The 23,429-nt window shown below is 34.7% G+C and carries 24 protein-coding genes and 1 pseudogene; 5 read left to right on the forward strand and 20 right to left on the reverse strand.

Going from position 1 to position 23,429, the window contains the following annotated elements; translation table 11 throughout:
• Positions 1–98: 98 nt before the first annotated feature.
• From Q5Y73_RS14795 to Q5Y73_RS14825, 7 genes are all read right to left on the reverse strand, one after another.
• Positions 99–3,191: an AAA family ATPase gene (locus Q5Y73_RS14795; RefSeq protein WP_305992683.1), complete on the reverse strand. Its 3,093-nt coding sequence runs from the start codon at positions 3,189–3,191 to the stop codon at positions 99–101.
• Positions 3,188–4,345, reverse strand: coding sequence for an exonuclease SbcCD subunit D (locus Q5Y73_RS14800; protein ID WP_305992684.1), 1,158 nt, complete (start codon positions 4,343–4,345; stop codon positions 3,188–3,190). Before Q5Y73_RS14800 ends, Q5Y73_RS14795 begins: the two co-directional genes overlap by 4 nt.
• A 223-nt stretch (positions 4,346–4,568) precedes the next feature.
• Positions 4,569–5,426: a tetratricopeptide repeat protein gene (locus Q5Y73_RS14805; protein ID WP_305992685.1), complete on the reverse strand. Its 858-nt coding sequence runs from the start codon at positions 5,424–5,426 to the stop codon at positions 4,569–4,571.
• 7 nt (positions 5,427–5,433) lie between these two features.
• A complete protein-coding gene (locus tag Q5Y73_RS14810) occupies positions 5,434–6,384 on the reverse strand; it encodes an ATP-binding protein (RefSeq protein ID WP_305992686.1) in 951 nt (316 codons plus the stop codon).
• A 147-nt stretch (positions 6,385–6,531) separates the two neighbouring features.
• The gene (locus Q5Y73_RS14815; RefSeq protein ID WP_305992687.1) at positions 6,532–6,858 is read right to left on the reverse strand and encodes a hypothetical protein; all 327 of its coding nucleotides are present in this window, start codon (positions 6,856–6,858) and stop codon (positions 6,532–6,534) included.
• 34 nt (positions 6,859–6,892) lie between these two features.
• Complete coding sequence (locus Q5Y73_RS14820) at positions 6,893–7,201, reverse strand: DUF5316 domain-containing protein (protein ID WP_305992688.1); 309 nt, start codon at positions 7,199–7,201, stop codon at positions 6,893–6,895.
• Between the two features lie 257 nt (positions 7,202–7,458).
• Complete coding sequence (locus Q5Y73_RS14825; protein WP_305992689.1) at positions 7,459–7,938, reverse strand: hypothetical protein; 480 nt, start codon at positions 7,936–7,938, stop codon at positions 7,459–7,461.
• Between the two features lie 285 nt (positions 7,939–8,223).
• Here Q5Y73_RS14825 and Q5Y73_RS14830 point away from each other — a divergent pair, with 285 nt between their 5' ends.
• Complete coding sequence (locus Q5Y73_RS14830; protein WP_305992690.1) at positions 8,224–9,447, forward strand: threonine synthase; 1,224 nt, start codon at positions 8,224–8,226, stop codon at positions 9,445–9,447.
• Between the two features lie 116 nt (positions 9,448–9,563).
• Here the strand turns inward: Q5Y73_RS14830 and Q5Y73_RS14835 are convergent, their stop codons facing one another.
• Positions 9,564–10,052 (reverse strand): nuclear transport factor 2 family protein, encoded by a 489-nt coding sequence (locus Q5Y73_RS14835; protein ID WP_305992691.1) that lies wholly within the window; start codon positions 10,050–10,052, stop codon positions 9,564–9,566.
• Between the two features lie 279 nt (positions 10,053–10,331).
• Here Q5Y73_RS14835 and Q5Y73_RS14840 point away from each other — a divergent pair, with 279 nt between their 5' ends.
• Positions 10,332–11,345 carry a catalase family protein gene (locus tag Q5Y73_RS14840; protein WP_305992692.1) on the forward strand — a complete coding sequence of 338 codons (1,014 nt, stop codon included), beginning with the start codon at positions 10,332–10,334 and terminating at the stop codon, positions 11,343–11,345.
• A 322-nt stretch (positions 11,346–11,667) separates the two neighbouring features.
• Here the strand turns inward: Q5Y73_RS14840 and Q5Y73_RS14845 are convergent.
• Together Q5Y73_RS14845 and Q5Y73_RS14850 are read right to left on the reverse strand one after the other, a co-directional pair.
• A pseudogene (locus Q5Y73_RS14845) lies at positions 11,668–12,143 on the reverse strand (GNAT family N-acetyltransferase).
• Complete coding sequence (locus tag Q5Y73_RS14850; RefSeq protein ID WP_305992693.1) at positions 12,140–13,528, reverse strand: dipeptidase; 1,389 nt, start codon at positions 13,526–13,528, stop codon at positions 12,140–12,142. Before Q5Y73_RS14850 ends, Q5Y73_RS14845 begins: the two are co-directional and overlap by 4 nt.
• Positions 13,529–13,802: 274 nt before the next feature.
• Here Q5Y73_RS14850 and Q5Y73_RS14855 point away from each other — a divergent pair, with 274 nt between their 5' ends.
• Complete coding sequence (locus Q5Y73_RS14855) at positions 13,803–14,354, forward strand: LysR family transcriptional regulator substrate-binding protein (RefSeq protein WP_305992734.1); 552 nt, start codon at positions 13,803–13,805, stop codon at positions 14,352–14,354.
• Positions 14,355–14,437: 83 nt separating this feature from the next.
• Here Q5Y73_RS14855 and Q5Y73_RS14860 read toward each other — a convergent pair whose 3' ends face one another.
• Positions 14,438–14,779: a VOC family protein gene (locus Q5Y73_RS14860; RefSeq protein ID WP_305992694.1), complete on the reverse strand. Its 342-nt coding sequence runs from the start codon at positions 14,777–14,779 to the stop codon at positions 14,438–14,440.
• A 98-nt stretch (positions 14,780–14,877) separates the two neighbouring features.
• Here Q5Y73_RS14860 and Q5Y73_RS14865 point away from each other — a divergent pair, with 98 nt between their 5' ends.
• Entirely contained in the window at positions 14,878–15,387 is a 510-nt protein-coding gene (locus Q5Y73_RS14865) for a TetR/AcrR family transcriptional regulator (protein WP_305992695.1), read from the forward strand.
• Between the two features lie 68 nt (positions 15,388–15,455).
• Here the strand turns inward: Q5Y73_RS14865 and pdxR are convergent, their stop codons facing one another.
• Complete coding sequence (gene pdxR / locus Q5Y73_RS14870) at positions 15,456–16,874, reverse strand: MocR-like pyridoxine biosynthesis transcription factor PdxR (protein ID WP_305992696.1); 1,419 nt, start codon at positions 16,872–16,874, stop codon at positions 15,456–15,458.
• Between the two features lie 112 nt (positions 16,875–16,986).
• Here pdxR and Q5Y73_RS14875 point away from each other — a divergent pair, with 112 nt between their 5' ends.
• Complete coding sequence (locus tag Q5Y73_RS14875; RefSeq protein WP_305992697.1) at positions 16,987–17,559, forward strand: GNAT family N-acetyltransferase; 573 nt, start codon at positions 16,987–16,989, stop codon at positions 17,557–17,559.
• Between the two features lie 514 nt (positions 17,560–18,073).
• Here Q5Y73_RS14875 and Q5Y73_RS14880 read toward each other — a convergent pair.
• From Q5Y73_RS14880 to Q5Y73_RS14915, 8 genes are all read right to left on the reverse strand, one after another.
• Entirely contained in the window at positions 18,074–19,300 is a 1,227-nt protein-coding gene (locus Q5Y73_RS14880) for an RtcB family protein (RefSeq protein ID WP_305992698.1), read from the reverse strand.
• Between the two features lie 158 nt (positions 19,301–19,458).
• A complete protein-coding gene (locus tag Q5Y73_RS14885) occupies positions 19,459–19,623 on the reverse strand; it encodes a hypothetical protein (protein WP_305992699.1) in 165 nt (54 codons plus the stop codon).
• 102 nt (positions 19,624–19,725) lie between these two features.
• On the reverse strand, positions 19,726–20,760 hold the full coding sequence (locus Q5Y73_RS14890; protein ID WP_305992700.1) for an NAD-dependent epimerase/dehydratase family protein: 1,035 nt from the start codon (positions 20,758–20,760) through the stop codon (positions 19,726–19,728).
• Positions 20,761–20,783: 23 nt separating this feature from the next.
• Positions 20,784–21,362: an ATP-dependent Clp endopeptidase proteolytic subunit ClpP gene (gene clpP, locus Q5Y73_RS14895; protein WP_305992701.1), complete on the reverse strand. Its 579-nt coding sequence runs from the start codon at positions 21,360–21,362 to the stop codon at positions 20,784–20,786.
• A 12-nt stretch (positions 21,363–21,374) separates the two neighbouring features.
• Positions 21,375–21,569: a hypothetical protein gene (locus Q5Y73_RS14900; RefSeq protein ID WP_305992702.1), complete on the reverse strand. Its 195-nt coding sequence runs from the start codon at positions 21,567–21,569 to the stop codon at positions 21,375–21,377.
• A complete protein-coding gene (locus Q5Y73_RS14905; RefSeq protein WP_305992703.1) occupies positions 21,566–22,171 on the reverse strand; it encodes a winged helix-turn-helix domain-containing protein in 606 nt (201 codons plus the stop codon). Before Q5Y73_RS14905 ends, Q5Y73_RS14900 begins: the two co-directional genes overlap by 4 nt.
• Positions 22,172–22,344: 173 nt before the next feature.
• A complete protein-coding gene (locus Q5Y73_RS14910; RefSeq protein ID WP_305992704.1) occupies positions 22,345–22,821 on the reverse strand; it encodes a hypothetical protein in 477 nt (158 codons plus the stop codon).
• A gap of 35 nt (positions 22,822–22,856) precedes the next feature.
• Positions 22,857–23,324, reverse strand: coding sequence for a GNAT family N-acetyltransferase (locus Q5Y73_RS14915; RefSeq protein WP_305992705.1), 468 nt, complete (start codon positions 23,322–23,324; stop codon positions 22,857–22,859).
• Positions 23,325–23,429 lie beyond the last annotated feature (105 nt).

Below are 23,429 nucleotides of genomic sequence, written 5' to 3' on the forward strand. Positions count from 1 at the left end.
CTATTTTATAAATTGCTTTTAGATATGAAGATGATTCTAACATGTCTATCATACCCTGTCAATTCTTTCACAGAAAAGTCAAAATCTATTGGAATGTATTACCTTATATCAAACGCTGTACTGCTAGTTCCTTCTTTTGTTTTTCTAACATCTAACACAGCTGGAATAGCTTGCTTTAATTCCTGAACATGTGAAATAACACCAATCATCCGACCTGATTTTTGTAACTCAATTAACGTATCGATGGCTTTTGTCAGAGACTCTTCATCCAATGAACCAAAACCTTCGTCAATAAACATCGTTTCTATCGAGATCCCACCCTCATAGGTTTGAATGACATCTGCCATACCTAAAGCCAAACATAGAGAAGCATTAAATTTTTCCCCACCAGACATTGTTTTTACATCTCTCAACTGACCTGTGTAATGATCATATACGTCTAATCCAAGACCGCTTTGCCTTCCCCGCTTTTCCAAGCGATCACTGCGCAATAATTGGAATTGACCATTAGATAGTTTTTGCAATCTCCCATTTGCCATTTGAATGATTTGTTCTAAAAATTCAATCTGTAGATAACGTTCAAAGGAAATTTTTTTTACATTGTCCCCTCGTATCACATCATATAAATCTTTAATCAACTGATACCTGTCTTCTGCTTGCTGTACTTTTTCACTCACAGATAATATGTTTTGTTTCCCTTCCTCCGCTCGCTCAGTATAATTCTGTACTTCATAATATTGTGTTCGTATTTGCTCAACTAGTTTTTTCAACTCATCTAGGCTGTTTTGTATCTCGTTTAGATCTTCCCGTTTTTTATCCTTTAACTCTCCCTCTAGCTCATCAATCTGTTTTGATACAGTCGTGAGGTTAGATTTCCAATCTTCCATTTGTTTTGTAAGCTGTAACCTGATTTCCTTTGTCATTTTTGCCTTCTGATAATCCGACTCCTGAAGGAAACCCGCTTCTACTAGGCTTTGAGAAAATTGATGATTTACTTTTTCTAGTTTTCCCTGTGTTTCCTGTACTTGAGTTTCAGCGTTTACTAGATGAGCACCCACTTCTGAACGTTTTATTTTTGTTTGTTCAAGCTGCTCTTGCACCGTCTTCCATCGAAGTTCTAAAGCCGATTTTTGACTTTGAATTTGCTTCATTCTTTCCTCTAACAACGCAAGTGATCGAACTTCCTCTGGTATGTTGACAATGCTTTGCTCTAAAAGTGCTTTTTCAGTAGCATGCTTCGTATTTACTTCGTTTAAATCTGATCGTATTTTTTCTTTTTCCTTTGTTTTTTGATCTAACCATTGATTTAACTCATCTAACAAAGGTTTAAGTTGATCTAAATGATTTTGTTTTTCTCTTAACAGCTCTACTTCTTTTTTTAAGCTTTTCCCTAATTGAACAAAGTGATCATACTCTTCTTTTATATTTTCTAAATGAAAACCATATTGAATCACTACTTGTTGTTTTTCATTCATTTGTAAAGAGAAGTTTTCTACTTTAGCTTCTACCTTTCGATATTCATCTAGTGCTTCTTCTTTTGCTTTTCTGGCTGTATCTAAAACTTGTTTTGAAGGAATTTCCTCCGTGTTTTTAGTTTTAGATGGATGTTCCTTGCTCCCACAAACTGGGCACATCTCCCCATCATGAAGATGAGCTGCCAAAATGCTTGCCTGACCTTCAATCCAACGTTTTTCGATGGTATCATAATGATGTTGGGCTTTTTCAAAGTTGGATTTATTCAAAGCTACTTCTTCCCTTGCTTCAAACACAGCTTGCTGTAATTTCATATATTCTGTGAGCACTACCGATTGCTCTCGTTTTTCCGCTAACATTTCTTGTTTCTCAGGTAAAGAACGAAGCTGAGTTTCTAACGTTTTTATTTCTTCTATAACCTTATTTCTCTCTGTTTGTTTCGTTTGCATCTGTTTTTCTAGTGTGTTGAATGTTTGCTGTAAATGTCCGCTTTTATGCTCAAGATCTTTTATTTGTATTTGCTTCTGATTTAAGTCCTTTACAATAGGCAGCCATTCTTGAAGATGTTCCAGTTGTTTTGAGATGCGCTCTAGTTCAGGTTGTTTCTTTTCTTCTTCTTGATATTCCTGCTTCGCATTTTCAAGCCTTTTCTCAGCTTGCAGATCAGTTATTTTTGCTTTTTCCAATGCTTTGTTTTTAGACAGGAAATCTTTTTTTGCTTCCATTTGATTTTGCTCGACAAGTTGGATGCGATCCGTTTTTTCAGCCAACTCTATCTTTTTTTTCATAGACGCCATTTCAGGCAATTGGCTTTCAAGTTTTTCTTTGTATGCCTTCTTTTGCTCGAGTATATCAAACCGCTGATGAATCGCTTCCGCATAATGATATTGTGCCGTAATATCCTGCAATTTTTTTGTTTCTCGTTGGAGCCTCAGCTCATTGCTGCTCACTTCTTCTTTATAATAAGAAATCTCTTCCTCAAGTGCCTCTAAAATTTGAAATGTATTATATAAATCTTGTCCAAAAACTTCAGTTAACTGGGTACCCTCCCGCATAGGCAAGGCTGTTTTTAAGCTATTAATGTAGATGCCTCTTTCTTTAATTTGCTGTTCAAAAATAGATTGAGATTGTTTTCTCCTCTCATTCAACATACTCTCTACATTTTTATATAATCCAGTTTTGAAAATACGGCGTAAAATTTCTTCTTTATTTTCTGTATCCGATGTTAAAAGCTTACGAAATTCCCCCTGTGGCAGCATGACAATTTGATTAAATTGTTCTTTACTAATTCCTAATAACTGAAGCACTTTTTCGTTTACTTGAGAAACGATAAAACGTTCACACATCGGTTTTTCCATGCCATCTGTCGTTTCAAAAAACTCATACCGCTCTCCTGTAGCACTTTTATTGCCTGATTTCACATGAGAAAGCTGACGGAATATACGATAGGTGTGTTTTTTTAGCTCAAATTCAAGTTCAACAGATGTATATAATTCGTCCTCTGCAAACTGACTTCGCAGCATTTTTGAATCATTTCGATCCTGACCACTTGCTTCACCATATAACGCAAAACAAATCGCATCAAAAATGGAAGTTTTTCCTGCCCCTGTTTTCCCTGATATGACAAACAAACGATGTTCGTCGAGCTCTGTGAAGTCAATGATCTCCGTCAGTTTATAAGGACCAAATGCGGTCATTTTGATTTTTAACGGCCTCATTTTCGCTCACCTTCTACCTGCAGCATTTCCTGCAATACTTCAGTAAACTGTTTTTCTGTTTCCCCAGTAACTTCAGTTCCCCTTACCTCTTTGTAAAAAGCTTTAAATAGTGAAAGTTCATCCATTTTAGACCTTTCTACAACCTGTTCCTCTTGATCATTTAGTTGAGTCATTGATATTTTTCGCTCCACATGCATTGCATTAGGAAATACTGTCCGGACACGTTCCATAGGAGATAACACAGGTGTTTCATCCAACAGTCGAACAAATACGTAATCCTCATTTTTATCCATCTGTTCAATTTCTTCTAATTTTCCTTCGATCGTATACATATCTCTCTTAGGAGTTAACGCGCGTTTTTCAATGTTTGTTTGTCCTTGTTCATCTAGTTCAACGATATAAAACACTTTATTATGTTTTTCTTCCGAGATAGAGTACTTTAAAGGTGATCCAGCATATCGGATGGTTTCATTTTTCACGTAATGAGCTTGATGCAAATGACCTAAAGCGGTGTAATGGAATGAAGAGAAATGATCCGCACTGACATACTCTGTTCCTCCCATAGATAACGGGCGCTCTGATTCACTTGTATTTGCTGCTTTCTCTCCATAAGGTGTAACAAACGCATGGCCTACAAAGACATGACGTGCATTATGATCCATGTTTTCTTGAATTCGTTCTACAGTAGCTTCCATAGCTTCATCATATGTACGAATTTCATCCTTTTGTAAAACATATCTCACTTTACCTGGCTCAGCATAAGGGACTAAATGAAAGTGAACTTCTCCAAATTCATCATGCAAAACGATAGATTCAAATTGATCTGAAAACTCTCCGACCATGTAATAACCCGCGGCATTCATCATTTGACTTCCAAATTGCAGCCTACCTGGACTGTCATGGTTTCCTGCTACAGCAATAACAGGTATTTTATATTCAATTACGATCTTTCTAAGTACCTCATCCAACAAATCAATGGCTTCCGTTGGAGGTACCGCTCTATCATACAAGTCTCCTGCAATAATAACTGCATCTGGTTTCTCTTGTTTCACAGCCTCAGTAAATTGATTCAATACAAATCGTTGATCCTCTGTCATATACACTCCCTGAACCAACTTGCCTAAATGCCAATCTGCTGTATGAAAAAACTTCACTTTCACACACCTGCCTCTCCGTTATTTCTTCATTTTTGAAATTAGTGTACTCTCTGTTCATCTTATATTGTTCCTATTATTATACTATTGATAGAAACAAGTTTAATAGATTATAGATTATGTTATTTCGTCTAATAATTTCCTACAATAGATCAAAAAGCAATGTATTAAAAAACACCCCTTATATATTCATTCGAATACCATAGAGGTGTAAGCTGGTAATCTATCTTTGGGAAAAGGACCATCCAAATATTTTGACATGAACCAATAGCTTTGTAAGCCAATGAGAGGCGATGTACAAAACGATAAATAAGAGAATCAGGGGTCTAAAAAGAAATGCCGCTACAAGCCATAGAACTAAAAATAGATAACGGTTTTTGGCAAACATCTTGCTTGGGTATATAAGCATCCGATAAAAGAAATATTGCTTCTGTAAACTCTCAAGATACTCATCGCGAACCTGATTATTATTAGGATTTAATCTTATTGCATTCTCAAAATAACTCAAAGCTATTTTATGATCCCCTCTTCTATCTGCAGACCAGGCTAAGTACATAAATACCGATGAATCCTCCACTTCCTCTTGCAATGCCCTTTTTTCATATTGCAAAGAACCTTCCTTTTCATTTAAATGTGCCAAAAGATAACTGTAATTTGCCAAATATAAAGCGTATTTAGGGGATATTCGCAGTGCTTGTTCCATTTGTTCCATTGCTTCCTTAAATTTCATACGACTCGATAATTCATTTGCTTTTAAATAATAAAAATGACTTTCTGTAGGAAAGATCCGAAACGCATCATCTACCAAACGGTTGAACTCACGCCACTTTTCCTGTGTATACGCAATGCTCACCTGTAATTCCCACGCTAAAGCATCCTCTGGGTCTTTTTTCAAAGCCTCTTCAACCCAATATATTGCTTTATCGTAATCATCTTTTTGAGTATATACTTTAGCCATTAGAGCATAACCTAATGACTCTTCAGGATCATTCTGAATATACTTTTCAATTTCTTCTATTGCCTCTTTATATTTTCCCCATTGGATTAATTGATTAATCGCACTAGTTGTTTGTACGTTCATAATCCACCTACTTTACTTTATTTTCATGAATATAATCCAACACCTGCTGATAATCCTTATTCACGTCACTAAAAGTTGCATAGTTTTTAGCAGATGAAAACCATTCTAATGTAGTAGGCTTCCTACCTTTCAACGCTTTTAATAAACTATCATTCGTTAATGGCAATAACTCTCCTACTTCCAATGATTTCTGCAAAACGACATCAATCGCATCCTGGATGACTTGTCCGAGGTCTGCACCTGAAAAATGATTCGTTTTTTTAGCTAGTTTATTTAAGTTTAAAGATTCCTGAGGTTTCCCTTGTGCTTTTAACGAAAGAATCGTTTCTCTTTCCTCCAATGTTGGAGGTGGAATAAACACCAAATGATTGAATCTTCCAGGTCTTCTCAAAGCAGGATCAAGGTACCAAGGTGTGTTAGTAGCTCCAATCACATAAACTTGTTCATTAAAGGAATGAAGACCATCCAATTCTATTAATAATTGATTAACCAGCATTCTCTCATGATGCTGCCTCATGTTATGTCGGTTGCCACCTAAAGCATCTAATTCGTCTATAAAAAGAACACAAGGTTTCTGCTCCCTTGCTTTTTCAAATACATCATGAAGGTTATGCTCACTCTGTCCTACATACATTGATAAAATGGCTTGAAGTTCAAGGTGAACAAAATTGGCATCGATTTCTCCAGCTATCGCTTTTGCCAAGTAGGTTTTCCCACACCCAGGGGGTCCGTACAACAACAAGCTACCTCCAGCTTCTTTACCGTAAGCCTGAAAAAATTCGGGTTGTTGAAGAGGAAGGATAAAACTCATTTTGATCTTTTTCTTAACCTCATCTAAACCACCCACATCCTCAAACGTTTCCTTTGGTTGCGACGATTCTATCAGCGTATTTTTATCTTTATCAAACTGAATGACTTTTAAGTTTTTCCGTTTTTCATTTTTATCTTTTGAAGACATCTGGCACACCTCCGAGTAAGTGCAATAGTAAAAATTTGTTTATTGATATTATACTAGATGCGTAAGAATAAATATATTTAATTATGATCATAAGTCGTATAATTATATTTGGTAGTTTTTGAGAAATGTATATATAAGCGTTTGATTCTAGTTGAGGAAAAAAACAACAATGGCCATTAAAAAAATAGTCATTGACATGAGAAAAAAACTGGAGGATTGACGCATTCTCGATACTCGATCTTCTCTTGTATCCCTTTGAAAATTTACAATATGTTGATGGTGCCGTTCAAGTCCACCTGTTTGAGCATTGGAACCTAGAGATGCCACTAGTAAACATATGAAACCAATTATAAACAAAACAACACCTAATGTATCTATTTTTCCTATGGCCGCAACGATGAATGCTACAATGATCACAATCATCATTCCGTAAAGCATCGGTTTTACAACTCGATTTAATATCCAGCGAAGCATTCAACCATCACTCCTTTTATATTAAACAGTGTATTCATACTAAAGATATGACCCCAACAATTAAACTTGGTATTGACATCAAAAATAAGTTTTTAGACCATCTCATTCTTGAATATCTATCTTCCTTAGTTTCATAAGCAAAATTAGCCCTCATACGATCCCCACTAACAGCTGATCCAGAAGTAATAACTGCTAGTACGATAAAAACAATAGCCACTATAGAAGTTATGCTTCCGAATGAATTTATTGTACCGGTCATTAAAGAAACGACTAACGTTACAAATAATATTATTACTCCATAAATCAGTGGTTTTAAAATTCCATTAAACATCACCTTCAACATACAAATCGCTCCTTAAAAAAGCTTACTTTAAACAAAATTATCACGTTCTACTTGCTTGACTCCCATTGAAAGCAAGATTCTCTTCATAATCTATACGCATTTTGAGCCATAAAGTTACATGAGTTGTATTTTTACAAAAAAAGATTCCCAACAATACAAAAAAGGACGCTGTAGCAGCACTTTTCATTTTCAAAACTTCAAGTTATCACGTTCTACAAGACTCCCTCTTCTTCAAGGGGGAATGCTGATACCTAGCTCTACTTTGATTCAAACACTGTTGCTACAAGACTTCTAGATCCAACAGTCACATCAATTCGGGCAACACATAATACATCCGTACATCTCAACACATATTGATTTATCCCAGGATCAGGATTATTATCAATGATCGGGTAATTAGGAAAGTTATTATGTCTATCTACATCATCAGAACTTGTATCGTATTGCATTTGATCATTAATGAGTGCAATTCGCTGATTATTACGTAAAACTTCATAAGTTACTTGAAAAGGGGTAACATCTTCAGTTGTAGATATATTTACTGCAATTTGAGCCATGGAATCAATACGCACCTTTGTTTTTCCAGGTTGTTTGACACATACATCAATTGTTAAGACATCTTCAAAAGAACCAGGTGGATCTTTTGGAAGCAGTATAACATCAGGATCAGTAGTATCATATGGATCATCCACTGATATACTTTTAGAAACAATAAATGGTCCTTTATTTAATCCCATAATCTTCTCCTCCTTACAAATCGAATTAAAATTATTTCCTCATGATATGATATGTTCATTGTAAAAGTTTGCTTGGACTCCTATCCGTAGTCCATAGTGTAAATTAATAAAGTGAACCTTCTAAGACCATAAACATTCCTTATTTTAAGTATAATAATAATCTATTTTAGTTATCTTCAATTATCATTTATGATGGATAAAGAATATATTAGAGGTTGTTCAATCATTTTGGATAATCCTATTTATTAAATACATACTAGTTATGATTAGGAGGAGAAAATAATAATGTCCCAAAGAAAACCATCTAGTTTCGTTTCTCATTTGGAATGTCCAAAGTGCAATAAAACATATAGTGTTGATGAAGTAAACCAATTATGTGATTGTGGAACTCCCGGAACTCCTTTACTTGTAAGGTATGATCTGAAAAAGCTTAAGACAGAATGGAGTAAATCCGATTTACTTACAAGAGAGCCTAGCCTTTGGCGCTACCGCGAACTTCTTCCTGTGAAATCTGATGAAAATGTGGTGTCATTAGGTGAAGGAATGACGCCTTTAATTCCGTTAAAAAAATTAGGTGAAAAGGTAGGTATGCCGAACCTATTGTTAAAAGATGAAGGAACTATTCCATCAGGATGTTTCAAGGCTCGTGGAGCAGCAGTAGGTATATCCAAAGCAAAAGAACTTGGTATCAAATCTTTAGCCATGCCTACAAATGGAAATGCAGGTGGAGCATGGTCCCTATATGCAGCTAGAGCTGGTATTGAAGCGAACATTGTGATGCCAATCAAAGCACCAAAAATTACAAGAAGTGAAACTGCTATTGCAGGTGCTAAGTTATATTTAGTTGACGGATTGATTAGTGATGCAGGTAAAATTGTAGGACGAGCAGTACAAAAAAATAATTTTTTTGATGCTTCCACGCTAAAAGAGCCGTATCGTATTGAAGGTAAAAAAACAATGGGGTTAGAAATTGCAGAGCAACTCGATTGGGAAGTACCTGATGTCATTCTATATCCAACTGGTGGTGGCGTAGGTATTATTGGTATATATAAAGGACTGAAAGAGCTCCAGGAAATTGGATGGATTGGGGAAAAGATGCCTCGTCTAGTTGCAGTTCAGGCTACAGGTTGTGCTCCAATCGTAAAAGCCTGGGAAGAAAACAAAAAAGAATCCGACATGTGGGAGGACGCAGATACATTAGCTTTCGGTATCAATGTACCAAAAGCAATTGGTGATTTTCTAGTATTAGAGTCTATATATGAAACAGATGGCTGTGCAGTTGCCATTGATGATGAAACCATTGTAAAATGTCAAGAAGAAATTGCTTCTATTGAAGGATTATTCGTATGTCCTGAAGGTGCTGCTAATTTGGCTGCAGCTAAAAAATTAAGAGAAGACAACTGGATTAAAGAAGAGGAAAAGGTTGTATTGCTTAATACTGGGGCTGGAATAAAATATCCTTATGATCCTGGTAAACCTGCTATTCTTCAACCTGACGAAGATATTTAAATCAAAAAAATTGATCCGCTACTAATTGAAGTAGCGGATTTTATTTATTTAAAAAAGAAGGGAGTAAAAACTCTAGAAAGAGCCTCTTAGTGTTTCGTCGATTTGACTCAGAAGAGTTACTTTTGATATTCAGGGTGTTTTTCTATGTATTTATGTAATTTCTCATTTACTGTGCTTTGTAATTTCCTTCTAAAAAATGAAGTCCATCCGATTAAAAATCCTATAGGTCCAAAAGCCATCTTTGACCATTTATAAAAATCAAATTCATCTACATGTCTAATAATTTTCCCATCTTGAAATTCAAAAGAAGCATGAATAACATTCGTAACCTCTCTTCCCGTTTGTGAAAATGGATACTTAGCGATCCATCTAGCCTGCCCTTTAAAGTTATCCGCCTTCACATTATCAAAGGTAACTTTAACCTGATCATTATTTCCAAACAGCATATGCCACATTGCACTGGGTTCCTTCCCTTTTAGATTGGTAAAGGCTGGATCATTAAATGTTGCTTTTTCATGATAACAGGATCGAATTGTGGCAAAATCTTTGTTTTGAAAGCTTGTATATAACTTATGGATTAATTCTTCATTCGCATTCGCATTCACACTTATCACCTCACTAATTAAAAATCCTATACAAAAAATTCCTAATATTTTCATTATACACTAACTAAATCCTCCTAATGTTTTTCTTGCATATTTTTTTACTTAACACAAATAATATATGGAATAAAATTCAACTATTATAAAGGTATATCCTAAATATCCAAAAAAAGTTTGAAAACAGGTTAGTAATCAACTAATATGTACTATATAGTTACTAATAACTAATTTTATTCTATACAGGAACTATTTAATCCCTATTATTGATATAAGGAGATCATTATGAAAAATACGTATTCACCAACCAAATTTGAATCCATCCCAGCTGATGAAGCCTCTGTTATTCAATCTATGCAGAATTTATTGCAGGGGAAAATGGATAGAAGTTATGAAAAAGGTAATACAAAAAGGGATGCGCACCCTAAACATCTCGCTTTATTAAAAGCTGAATTTGAAATCGCTTCAAACCTTCCAGAAGAGCTCAAAGTAGGTCTTTTTCAAAAGGAAAAAACTTACTCTGCTTGGATCAGAGTGTCCAATGCTAGTGGTACGCCGCAGCCAGACAAAAAGAAAGATTTTCGCGGGTTTGCGATTAAACTAATGGGTGTGGATGGAGAAAAATATCTTAAAGAGGAGAAACAAACACAAGATTTTGTTCTAATGAGTCATCCGACTATGCCACTTGGCACAGCTAAGTTATTCCATGATGCAGTTTATTATGCGCTTAAATGGAATCCTCTAGTGTTACTGTTAAATTTCACGTTAACTGGAAAAGGCCACATCTTAAAAGAGTTGAACAAAGGCAAAAAAAATCATACTTCTCCTTTAGATATCCGTTATTGGAGTACAACGCCTTATTTGTTTGGTGAGAACCAAGTTGTAAAGTATTCTCTTGTTCCTACATCCAGTAATAAAAGTTCATTACCTAATGAGCTTACCGATACCTATTTAACAGATAATATTGAAAAACACCTTAGAGAACATGATGCCACTTTTGATTTTTTGGTTCAGTTTCAAAAAGATCCCCTACTCATGCCAGTTGAAGATGCTGCTGTGGAGTGGAAAGAAACCGATTCTCCCTTTATTAAAGTTGCTACATTAAAAATACCTCAGCAGACCTTTAGAACTAAAGAAAGAGATGAACTAGCTGAAGAAATGTCATTTTCACCTGGTCATGCATTACTGGAGCATCAACCTATTGGTGGAATTAATCGCGCGCGTGTGGAGATTTACAAAAACCTGTCCAAATTTAGACATGTTAGAGATAATCGGAAGATGCTTGAGCCGAAGGATTGATTTCTCAATTAGAATAGGAGGAGTATTAAACTCCTCCCTATAGCCATTACCATCACTAATGGACATACTAGTTATTTCATACAATTCATTAGCAATTCAATTATTTCCTCAAAAGCATCATATTTAAATTGTTTAATTAAATAACTCTAATGCCTCTTTTAGATGAAGTTCGTCTTCATTATATTTCAAATGTTCAGATATTATTTTCTTGCATTCTGCCTTAGTCTCTTTTGGTAGATCCTTAGCAATTGGTTCTAGTAACAGATATGACTCATTACTAACTTCATAACTGTTGTCGACAAAATCCCCTCCTTAGACCCAACTATACAGAGTAACTCAAAATTAACTGCTCTCCAATTGGCCCCATCTTCCTCCGATCAGTATCAATGAATCCCGCTTTTTCGTACAATTTCTGTGCAGCCATATTCTTTTGTTTACCGCTAAAACAATCTCATTACAAAATGGAAATTCTCGATTTACAAAAACCTTTAACTGCTTCATAGCTTTCATTGCATATCCTCTACCTTGTTGTGAATGATCAATCGAAAGTGCTGCTAGTAACATACCATTTGAATTATCCGTATACTCTTTCACTCTATCACTTGAATGTAACACGAAGAATCCAACTGGTTCATTGTGATTTACAATAACAATTGGATGTTTCTCATGTGTAACTTCCAACCTCTTCTTTGGCAATGAGGTAAACTGTTCTTGTTCTTTAGGCAGCTCAAATTCAGATAATGATTGCAGGTATTCAAGCTCATATCGCTTTAAATTTATTTCATCTACTATAATCATTGTTCAACGTTGCCCTTTCCTAAAGATAAGTAATAGTTACTAAGTGCTGCAATTGCCTTTTCAAATTTTTCAACAGACATGTTCTCGTTGATCGAATGTACATTTGATGTAGAGTGGCCAAAGCCAAAACCGATTAAAATGGCAGGAATACCGAGTGCTCGATTCATCATTTCAACAGCGGCAATGGTTCCCCCTGCCCGAATAAGCTGTACTGGTTTATCAAACACACTTTGTAATGAACTTAGTGCTTTTAAAATGTAAGGATGGTCTGGTTGAATAAAAAATGGATCTGAACATTTATTCCACTCTATATCTACTTTTACTCCTACAGGTGTATTTTCTCTAATGTGTTGATCAATCATAGATTTTAATTGCTCGGCATTTTGATTTGGGACGATACGACAAGTTACTTTCGCTTTTGCTTTTGCTGGAATAATACTTTTCACTCCTTCACCTTGGTAGCCGCCCTCAATTCCATTGACTTCTAGCGTCGGTCTAGTCCAAACTCTTTCCAAAAAAGAATACCCTTTTTCTCCAAAAAGTTGTGTCACACCAATATCCTCTATAAGCTTGTCTTCAGAAAAAGAAATGGATTCTAGGGCTTCCTTTTCTACGTCTGTAAGTCGTTTTACATCCTCATAAAATTTGGGGATTGTTATATATCCTTGGTCATTTTTCATTGAATTTAAAATATGAACCAGTGCATATATCGGATTCTGAACCACCCCTCCATAAATACTTCCTGAATGCAAGTCTCGGTTAGGACCTAGAACCGTTAATTCAAATCCAATCATACCTCTTAATCCATGGCAAATCGCTGGAGCTTCTTTCTTTATTGATGCTGTATCAGAAACAACTAATAAATCAGCTGATAAAAGCGATTTATATTTATCAATGATCTCAGGCATCGTTTTACTTCCAATCTCCTCTTCACCCTCTATAATTAACTTTACATTCACAGGTAAAACATTATTCTGTTTAAAAAGAGTTTCTAATGCCTTAAGCTGCATAAATAGCTGTCCTTTGTTATCGGTTGCTCCCCTGCCGTAAAGATATCCATCTCTAATCTCTGGTTGAAAAGGATGAGATAACCAACCTTCTAAAGATTCTGCAGGCTGGACATCATAATGCCCATAAATTAACACCGTTGGTTTTCCTTTTTGATGCATCCAATCTGCATATATAGCTGAATATCCCCCACCATTTAAATTTTGAATATTTTCAAATCCGATTCTATTTAAATACGTTTTTATGTAATCAGAACAACGCTGCATATCCTTTTCATAAGAACTGTCCGTACTAACACTAGGAATTTCAATACATTGGATTAAATCATCTAGCAATCCAATTCTCTCATTCATTTTCAATGATATGTTTTGATCCATTTCCTAAAAAACCTCCAATTTTTTCTGTACATTTATTATAATCCTATGTTTTTTTATTTAAAAATCAAATTATTAAATACATTCTATTCATTTTTTAAATAATTTAATAACAGTGGTGACATCTTGGAATATGAGCAAATGAGAGCATTTCTAGCTGTTACACAAGTAAGAAGAATCAAAAACCGTATTACCTTTAATTAAAAGAAGTCTAGAAATTATTGAAGAGTGTCAGCTAAAAGCAAAACTAGAAGAAAAATATACGGAGCATTTTGTCATTGGCGGAGTCCATTCGATTTGGGACTATTATTTATATTCATATGTAGAACAATTTCAAGCTCAGTTTAAAAAAGTAGCTTTTCGTCTCGTTACAGATCACACTGGAAATATTACGCAATCTATACTAGATGGAACAACTGACTTAGGGGTAGTGTATTCCCCACCTCAACATCCAGATATTGAGATTATCACTTGGAAAGAAGAAACCTTTAAACTAATTGCTTCAAAAGAATTAAACCTATCAAAACATCAAGTAAATTTAAAAGGACTGAACAAGTATTCATTTATTTATCAAGAGTGGGGTGGCGAATTTCATGATTGGTTCCATAAGGAAGCAGGAAAAAACTTTCTCCCTTCTTTAGAGGTAGGTCATGCTCATTTATTATTGGAGCTAGTTAGTAATAATAAGGCGATGTGTTTTATTTTAGATTCCATCCAATACAAAGCTGTCAGTCCTCCACCAATTCAAAAGCTGTACATTATATATTCTAAGAAAAATAGCAAAAAGCTTTTGATTCAAGGTTTAGTAAATAAATTAATGCATAATTAGATAAAACAAGTCAGTTTACAATGATCACTCAAAACGCTTGCAATCAATGTAGAGAGCAAGCGTTTTGAGTATGTATACCATGATTATTTATCATTCGTTAAATCAAGAATTCTAATGACATTGTTTGAAACATCATTAAATATTGCGTATCTTCCTGGAGGAATATCCATAGGTTCCTTTACGAAGGTTAAAGTATCTTTATTCTCTGCAAAGAATTTATCCACATTATCTACTACAAACAATCCGCCAGGCGGCAAACCAATTTCATCATCCTCAATCATTAATTGCACATCTGTACCTGGCATTTGAAGAGCTATAGTATGATTTCCTTCTCTCCATGCTTCCTCAAATCCTAACTGATCTCGATAAAATTTCAGTGATTCCTTTATATTTTCTACGGGTTGCACTAAAAAAGCTAATTTCATTCCAACCTCTCCTTTAACATTATTTTCTAAAAACATAACTTAATTATGTTATAGCATAAACTGTTTATTTTAACAAGTACATATGTTATGATTTAAGTATGAAAGATTGGATACCTATACCAGGCTCGATTAAAGAACAGTTAATTACAATTGCATTAGAAGAATTTAAGAAAAAAGAATACAAGGAGGTCAATATTTCACAATTAGCAAATGAAGCTAATGTTACAACGGGCGCCATTTATCATCATTTTGGATCGAAGATAAAACTATACTTACTGATTCGGAATGAGATGGAGCAGCGAATTATAGATAGAATGGAGGGTGCAGCCGCTTTATTTGAAGATGACCCTAACCAAGCACTGACAGCAGCGGTTAAAGTTGGCATTGATGCATGTGTAAAATTAGATTGTTGTAAGCTTTTAAGCGAATTGCCTTCAGATAAGGTGAACGATCGTATTGGAGAGTTTATGGTTTCATTAAATAAAAAGACAATAACAGGCATTGAGTATATTCTACTCCCCTCATGGCGTTCTTTGTTAAATGCTATTTATGAGAAACAAATAGATCGAGAAAATGCAAAGCAGTTAATATCGCGAATTCTAAAATAATGAAAAGAATCGTTCAAAACAATCCTAGAACGATTCTTTTATATGTGTATAGTTATGATGAGTATAGGTTATTCCCTTTCAAACCAGACATCATAAAGCAATTTAATTCCATCTTCAATTTTGTCCATTTCAATTCCTGTAAACCCAAGAATAAACTCCCTCCTCTCCTCTTTTGGAAGAGAAAACCACATATAAGATGTTGAAGCTATTCTTATTCCAGAATCATTCGCCAATCGAATTAATTCTTTTTCTGATTTGGTTGAGTGAACCTTTAATAATATATGAAAACCTGCATTTCCTCCCATTATTTCAGCTTTCTCCCCAAAACAATGATGAATAACATCTATTATCAAATCATGTTTTTTTCGATAAATTTTTCGCATCTTTGAGATATGTTTAGTTAAATATCCATTTTCCATAAATAGCTGTAATGTCCGTTGGTGTATAGGTGAGGAAGATTGTTCAAACAATAAGTGCTGTTGCAGCTGCATAAAATCATCCAAAAGAGTTTTAGGCAACACCATATAATGAATGCAAAAAGCAGGAGCTAGTACCTGAGAGAATCCACTCATGTAAATAACATTAGAATCGGGCAGCAAACCTTGTAATGCTGGTATCGGTTTTCCGTGATACCTAAACTCACCATCATAATCATCTTCGATAATAAAACCATCTCTTTGTTCTCCCCATTCCAGCAAAGATAGCCGCTTGGAAATTGGCATAATCATTCCTTTTGGATATTGGTGAGAAGGTGAGACACTAACAACTTGCGCCTTGCTATCATATAGTTTTTTTATACTGATTCCATCTTTCTCTAATGAGATTGGAATCGTATGAAACCCCTGCTGTTGAAAGGTTGACTTCATTAAAACATAACTCGGGTCCTCAAATGCGATCCTTGCACTATATTTTTTTAAAACTGCACTAATAAAAGTAATTAAAATATATTGATCCGCTGCGACAATAATTTGACCAGGGGAGCAGTGAACTCCTCTGTATTGGTGAAGATATTTCGATATTTCAATTCTTAACCCTTCATCACCATGTGGATCGCCATAAAATAACAAGTCCTTTTGTTCTAAATTCAGCATCTGATTATGTAGTTTACGCCAAGTTTGAAACGGAAAAGCTGTGAAATCATTTTTTGCTAAATGAAAATCATATTTGTAAGTTTTTTTAGGCGTGTATCTTTGCGGTTCTTCTTTATAGCCAGAAGAAGTTACTCCTAAACCTATCGTTTCAGGTAGCGTTTGAACAAAAAATCCACTTTTAAATTTACTTTTAATAAAACCTTCATCTAAAAGTTGATTATATGCAAGTTCAACCGTTGTGGCACTTATATCTAGAAAATCAGCTAACTGACGTATAGAAGGAAGGCGGCTATTTTCCGAAATATGACGAGAGATAATCTCTGATTTTATATACTCATAAAGCTGTTCATACATTGGAATTTTGCTTACTTTATCTAATCTCGGTACGAGTAACATTTGATTTTATTTCCTTTCTTATCTGTCCTTTAGTTTTATATGAATCTGTATATTTTAATAAATACACAATGTTGATAAACTTATTTTATATCTTTTGCAGGAGGAATGCACAATGAAGACAGAGACAAAGATGCCAGTCCATTTTTTAAAGGGGAACAAGGTTTATTTAAGACCGCTAGATATTGATGATTCAGAGATTTATTTTCAAATGGTATATAATACAGAAACACGACGACTTACAGGAACTCAAAAAAGTTATACTAGAGAACAGATTTCTAGTTATATAGAAAATAAAGCTGGGGATTCTTCATCAGTACTTCTGCTCATTGCTTTAAAAGAAACAAATGAAGTAATTGGTGACATTGCTTTACAGGATATCGATACAATCAATCGAAGTTCTCATATAAGAATCGCGATTGATGCTGAACAAAATCAAGGAAAAGGTTATGGAAGTGAAGCTATTACTTTGATGTTGGAATACGGATTTGGAATACTGAACTTACATCGTATTGAATTAGAGGTCTTTTCTTTCAACAACCGTGCAGAGCATGTTTATGAAAAATTAGGATTTAAAAAGGAAGGCATTCAACGAGATCGATTATATTACGATCATCAATACCATGATGCTATACTAATGAGTATGTTAGAAGATGAGTTTCGAGCTATGAAAAAACAAATGAAATGATATAAGTGGGAAGCCCTTTAAAGATTCTTAATATATTCCTATTACTTAAAACTTCCCAATATATTCATCATTAGGTACTGTCGCCAGTGATGGATCTTTGTATGAATCTGAAAAAACTAGTCTCTCTATTTAATTCAATGACTAAGTGGATAAAAGACACTAAAATCAATATTTCAGTTCTACCCATAATATATCACTCCTCTAATCTAGAAGATAATATATTATATGTTAGATTGATATATTCCGTATAGACGAGTTAAGTAGTACAAGCGCATATTTATAACAAATAATAATAGAGGTAGGTATTGGATCTGAAATTTAAGAAAAAATGTCTAACCCAAAGAAGCCATTTCTTTTTTTGTATGGCTTCTTTCTTAATACTAGATTTTTTTTGAAATAGCATAAGCAATTTTTCTATCATTAGGAGTCACTTTAATTGCATCCGTTACAAAACACTATTGATCCAATTCCATCAACACCTTTTCTAGTAAAATATCGATTAAATCATGTTCATTTAGTCTTTATATGGATCGAATTCATTCGCTCCTGCCATACAAACCCCAATAGGTTTTAAAGTGTGTAATACTTCAATCGTATCACTATGTGCATCTAAAACATCTTGTAATTTTCGATATACAAACGGGCTTTCATCTGTTCCTGCTCCTCTTAGCTCAACTCCATATTTTCGGATCGCTTTATACATCTCTTTCTCTGTGATTTGTCCACCAGAACGTTTACGAGTTTTCCAATTCATTTTTCCAGCAGCTTGTGTTCTGCTCATAATCCTACCTGCTCCATGGACTGTGCTATAATAAGCATCTTTGTTCTCCTGTGTATCTTTTCCTTTCACAATGACAGATATATCTGCCATGCTTCCACCGATGAAACCAAGCTGTCCTGGAGCAGAAGGCGTTGCACCCTTCCGCACAACGTTATACGTTTTTCCATGATGTTCTTCTACCCATGTATAGTTATGGTGATTATGCACTTCAAAATCTTGCTCTATGCCTAATATAGATAAAACTTGATCGACAACGTAATCACGACCTGCATATGCGTATTTCCCTGCTAACTTCATAGCTTCAAAGTACATTTGACCTATCTCGTCTTCCATATTCAACAACATCGGCGGTTGGTCCATCTTTTCTCCCGGTGCTTTACCAAAAAACTCTCTTCCTGCTGCAAGATTGATGAATCCGCTTGCTGTTTTGTGTCCAAACCCACGACTACCAAAATGGACTGCAACCCATAAACATCCAGTATCCGTTTCTTCAAACAAATCAACAAAGTGATTTCCGCTTCCGATGGTTCCCAATTGTTTCTGCGCTAATTTTTTTAACTTATCATGTTCTTGACTTCCAATTGCTTTATATACAGACCAGGCTGGATCATCAAATAATGCATGATCTACACGATTTTTATTCACTCTTCCTATTCCAAAGGAAATTTGTTGTGCGATTTCATCCATATAGTATTTTAAATTTGATTTTATATCTGAAGCTTGAACATTCGTTCTTACTGCTTTGTTTCCACAAGCAATATCATATCCTACCCCAGAAGGTGATATTTGTCCGTCATAAACTACCACTCCCCCTATTGGTTGACAATATCCCTTATGATGGTCAGCCATTAATAGGGTCTGAACCGCATTTCCTGTTTTTGAACAGGTAATCGCTTGATTCACAGCTCCTTCATCTGGATCTCCCCAAATGCGAACTCCTTTTATTTCTTGAAAAGACATGCTTTGATTCACTCCTCGTTTTTATTAACATTCTTATTTGATTGTATTTAATCTTTTAATAGCAATTCAGTGTTATTTTTCACTTTTTGAAGTGTATTACAAATAAAAAAGACTACTTGAATTCAGTAGCCTCATACTCATCTATTTTATTCATTTCTTCATTTTCTTTTAGAAACTTGAATGTTACTTTCAAACAGGATATTCAGTTGGTTGAAGGAATTTGTATTTGATTCCTTATTTACACAAGAAAATGGTTGTTCAAAATTACCCGCAAGTTGTAATCGATCATTTGTCAGTGTCAGCAAACTCTTTAGATTGGTCATCATATTCCTACACCTTCCTTTCTCCATAGTTTGAATTATGTTTTTAAAATTTAACATGGGATAAATATCCTGTCAATACGTTTTATACTCATCTTATATACTTTATACGCTATATTTAGCTAGTTCCCTCAACAATTGCTTTTCCTTTTCTAATGTGATGCCAGCCTTGTTTATTTGTTTGTCTCTTAATTGATTCCACTTGTGAAGGTCTTCAATTGTTTCTTCCAACGGACGAAATGTAAGTCCCTTCTCTATCGCTTTGTCAATATTAAAAGCATTTGATCCTTTCCATGGTTTTTCTTCTCCCTCTAATGGATGTTCACTAGGTATCCATAATGGCATATCAGACCAAGGCTTTACATTGTGCTCTAATAAAAATGACTCACTTCCCCATACAAATTCTGCATCACTGTTCGTCACTTCCCTGCAAGTTTCAAGCAGCTCCAACATCGTTAGATTTCTGTTTATACCCGTTGCATTAAATGTTCCCGTTTCTTTTTTTTCAATCATGTCTAGGTTCCAACTTGCCAGGTCTTTTGCATCGATAAGTTGAATTTTTTGATTAGGATCCCCTGGCGTTAAGACTTTTCCACCTTTGCCTATTCTGTCCACCCAATATGTGAATCGATCTGAATAATCATATTTACCCACAATTAATCCTGGTCTAATCGTTAATAGCTTACTTACAAGGTTGTTTTCCGCTTCTTTTTCAGACATATATTTTAACGCACCATAATATTCAGGAATGAACCTAGAACCTCCACGAGTGATTTGTTCAAGTTTTTTCTTTGATAGGGTATGAACTGCATAATTTTCATCTATACCTTCTAGTATCCAATCCTTATATACTGAGATGCTTGAAATATAAGTATAGTGTTCGGTTTGATCTGCTAAAGTTTTTGTGGAAAGATATACATCTCGGGGAACATAACCACAGGTATCAATGACTGCATCCCATTTTCTATTTTTCAAAATATCTAACTGTTCACTTCGATCCCCTATAAGCTGCTCTACATTTTCGAATCCATGCTGATGGTTTCCTCGATTAAATAAAGTAATCTCATGTCCTTTAGCTAAAGCTTCAGAGACTAAATACCTCCCCAAAAATCGTGTACCACCAATAATCAATATTTTCATCGATTCACCTCAATCCTATGGTTTTATTTAGTAAGAATATGATCTATCAGTCCAAGTTCCTTCGCTTCTTCAGGGAAAAAGAACCGATCGCGATCAGTTAGCTCATACATTTCCTCAACTGAAACCTTGGATCGTTCAGACATGATTTGATTCATTCTTTTCCTTGTTTCAAGGATATGTTTAGCATGGATATCTATATCAGAAGCTTGCCCCCGAGCACCGCCTAAAGGTTGATGAAGCATAATTTCACTGTTTGGAAGTGCATAACGCTTGCCTTTAGCTCCTCCAATTAATAAAAACGCTCCCATAGAAGCCGCCAATCCCATACACATTGTACTTACATCAGGTTTCACATGCTGCATAGCATCAAAAATAGCCATACCAGCTGTAACCGATCCACCTGGTGAATTAATGTATATTTGAATATCTTTTTCTGGGTTTTCAGCTGATAAAAATAACAATTGGGCTACGACTGAGTTTGCAAGCTGATCATGAATCTCACTACCAATCATAACGATTCGGTCCTTTAGAAGTCTTGAGTAAATGTCATACGACCTTTCTCCATTTTTACTTTGCTCAACAACATAAGGAATTGTACCCATTCATATCACCTCCTACGCAATCATCTTCATATTCAGATCATAACTACTTTCACCAAATCCAGAGGATACTTGTTTAATGATCACTTCATTATCTTCATTTCCAACTTGCCAACGTTTTGTCTGATTCGTGCTCCTCTTCTCCACTGGAAAAGGAATCACATTATCCTTTTGGTTTTCACTTTTCTTTTCCGCACAAATCTTTGTCATTTTTGCTCATCTCCTTTTTTAATATGAGGATATAACGCAATCATCGCTTTGAATACTTCACTTGCATCTTCTTCTATTGAATTGTATTTTGAGACTAATTCATTCATCATTTTTACATATTCATCAATAAATTGTTTTCTTTGCTGTTCGTTTGAAAGTCGAATTTTAAAATCCAGTGTAGCACTAGGAATATGGTTAGATTCATCTACAATATTCATTAAATCCATCGTATCCTGCTTCATTTGTTCAGACATTTCAAACAAATACTTCAATGAACCTTGATCCTTCATCTGCTGAATTAAGTCATTGTTTATTGTAGAATCATCAGATAACACAAATTGCTCAGCCACTGTTTCATACAACACTTCCACTAAATTGCGCACATTTCGGTGTCCTGACTTTTTAATCAGTCCAACCCTTTCTAATTTTTTCATGTGATAGTTCACTTTTTGAGGAGGTTCTCCTATTAGCTTTGCCACTTCACTTGACGATCGCCCTTCAGATAGGTGCTGTAAAATCTCCATTTTGAGTGGATGGTTTAACATCATGATCTGCTCAATATCTGTAATTAGCTTTTTCTTTGGTTTCGATTCTAAATTCATATTCATTTCCTTTCGTAAAAATTTTATTTTTACGTTAAATTCATTTTATTATGTTGATATTAAAAAGTCAAATTTATAATTTCTGCATAAAAAAAATCTGTTAAAGTTAACAGACATTTTCTATTCCATATTTTATTTTCATATACATGCTGTAAGATTCCCTCTTCTTCACGTTAAGTCTCCACTAATAACATTTTCAAACTATTTGATATCATTTCTAATTTTAGGCGATAAAATTTTATATCTATAATCAAAATGAAGATGAAAGAGATAGTGTACAATATAATGTAGGAGGCTTTATTTAAATAAGAAGGTCTGTAATATGGAATAAATATCCCATAATATCCGATGATTAAAGTAGAAATTAACCCTATATTTGTTAGCCAAAGCGTTCTCAGATCAATGATGTACCTTTCTAAATAAGCTACCTCCAGATCATTATCGTCCGTTATTTCAATGTGATGTGTGATTTTATGTAATGAACCTTCTTTCACCACTAAAATTGGACCTTCCTCTTCATACGAATAACCACCTGGGTAAATATCAAAAAACCACAATAGCACAAATAAGAATAACGATAGAGCAATGGAAAATATCATTCTAAATCGTTTTAACATCACTTTTTCTATCTCTAATGCCTCTTCAAGCACCTACAATCCCCCCTCCCACACCAATCATTTTCTACTCATTCAATGTGGTTTCCATTCCTCAGCAACTGCCATTTAATCATGTTATCTTCTATGCCTATCCTATTCATTTGCAATTTTTCTAAGACTTTTATAGATGCCAAATTATCATCTAGGCACTCTGCATTAATTTTCATGACTTCGTCAGTTGAAAATGCCCACTTAATGATTGCTTCTACAGCTTCCGTTGCAAAACCTTTACCTTGAGCGGACGGTATGATTCCATATCCTACTTCAACTGCATTTTCTGAATTGGATTTGCCTTTAAAACCTACATCTCCAATGATCATGTCGTTTTCTTTATTAATTACAAACCAAACACCCCACCCTTTATTGGAGGGGCTATTTTTAAGTTCTAGTAGATGAAGCTCAATATGAGGACCCATTTCATATTCCTCAACTGAAAGATTTGAAACGTAGTCTTCTGTACAAGCTATTAAATTTAATCTTTGTGTTTCTAGCTGCATTTTATTTCTCCTTTTTAAAAAAGATGCTCTATTCATTATTAGTTGGCAGCATCTTTTAGTAAATTTACATTTTTGGATTATTCTATTATATCAAAAAAGACTCGC

Source organism: Chengkuizengella axinellae (assembly GCF_030730905.1).
In the GTDB taxonomy this organism is placed as follows: Bacteria; Bacillota; Bacilli; order Paenibacillales; family KCTC-33759; genus Chengkuizengella; species Chengkuizengella axinellae.

Excerpts from the sequence above, each read along its gene's own strand:
- Q5Y73_RS14810 (WP_305992686.1), bottom strand. The coding sequence starts at position 6,384 with ATGTCTTCAAAAGATAAAAATGAAAAACGGAAAAACTTAAAAGTCATT.
- Q5Y73_RS14865 (WP_305992695.1), top strand. The coding sequence starts at position 14,878 with ATGAAAGATTGGATACCTATACCAGGCTCGATTAAAGAACAGTTAATT.
- Q5Y73_RS14875 (WP_305992697.1), top strand. The coding sequence starts at position 16,987 with ATGAAGACAGAGACAAAGATGCCAGTCCATTTTTTAAAGGGGAACAAG.
- Q5Y73_RS14885 (WP_305992699.1), bottom strand. The coding sequence starts at position 19,623 with ATGACCAATCTAAAGAGTTTGCTGACACTGACAAATGATCGATTACAA.
- Q5Y73_RS14830 (WP_305992690.1), top strand. The coding sequence starts at position 8,224 with ATGTCCCAAAGAAAACCATCTAGTTTCGTTTCTCATTTGGAATGTCCA.
- Q5Y73_RS14840 (WP_305992692.1), top strand. The coding sequence starts at position 10,332 with ATGAAAAATACGTATTCACCAACCAAATTTGAATCCATCCCAGCTGAT.
- Q5Y73_RS14900 (WP_305992702.1), bottom strand. The coding sequence starts at position 21,569 with ATGACAAAGATTTGTGCGGAAAAGAAAAGTGAAAACCAAAAGGATAAT.
- Q5Y73_RS14880 (WP_305992698.1), bottom strand. The coding sequence starts at position 19,300 with ATGTCTTTTCAAGAAATAAAAGGAGTTCGCATTTGGGGAGATCCAGAT.
- Q5Y73_RS14850 (WP_305992693.1), bottom strand. The coding sequence starts at position 13,528 with ATGGATCAAAACATATCATTGAAAATGAATGAGAGAATTGGATTGCTA.
- Q5Y73_RS14890 (WP_305992700.1), bottom strand. The coding sequence starts at position 20,760 with ATGAAAATATTGATTATTGGTGGTACACGATTTTTGGGGAGGTATTTA.
- Q5Y73_RS14905 (WP_305992703.1), bottom strand. The coding sequence starts at position 22,171 with ATGAATTTAGAATCGAAACCAAAGAAAAAGCTAATTACAGATATTGAG.
- Q5Y73_RS14820 (WP_305992688.1), bottom strand. The coding sequence starts at position 7,201 with ATGTTGAAGGTGATGTTTAATGGAATTTTAAAACCACTGATTTATGGA.
- Q5Y73_RS14825 (WP_305992689.1), bottom strand. The coding sequence starts at position 7,938 with ATGGGATTAAATAAAGGACCATTTATTGTTTCTAAAAGTATATCAGTG.
- Q5Y73_RS14860 (WP_305992694.1), bottom strand. The coding sequence starts at position 14,779 with ATGAAATTAGCTTTTTTAGTGCAACCCGTAGAAAATATAAAGGAATCA.
- Q5Y73_RS14805 (WP_305992685.1), bottom strand. The coding sequence starts at position 5,426 with ATGAACGTACAAACAACTAGTGCGATTAATCAATTAATCCAATGGGGA.
- pdxR (WP_305992696.1), bottom strand. The coding sequence starts at position 16,874 with ATGTTACTCGTACCGAGATTAGATAAAGTAAGCAAAATTCCAATGTAT.
- Q5Y73_RS14915 (WP_305992705.1), bottom strand. The coding sequence starts at position 23,324 with ATGCAGCTAGAAACACAAAGATTAAATTTAATAGCTTGTACAGAAGAC.
- Q5Y73_RS14795 (WP_305992683.1), bottom strand. The coding sequence starts at position 3,191 with ATGAGGCCGTTAAAAATCAAAATGACCGCATTTGGTCCTTATAAACTG.
- clpP (WP_305992701.1), bottom strand. The coding sequence starts at position 21,362 with ATGGGTACAATTCCTTATGTTGTTGAGCAAAGTAAAAATGGAGAAAGG.
- Q5Y73_RS14815 (WP_305992687.1), bottom strand. The coding sequence starts at position 6,858 with ATGCTTCGCTGGATATTAAATCGAGTTGTAAAACCGATGCTTTACGGA.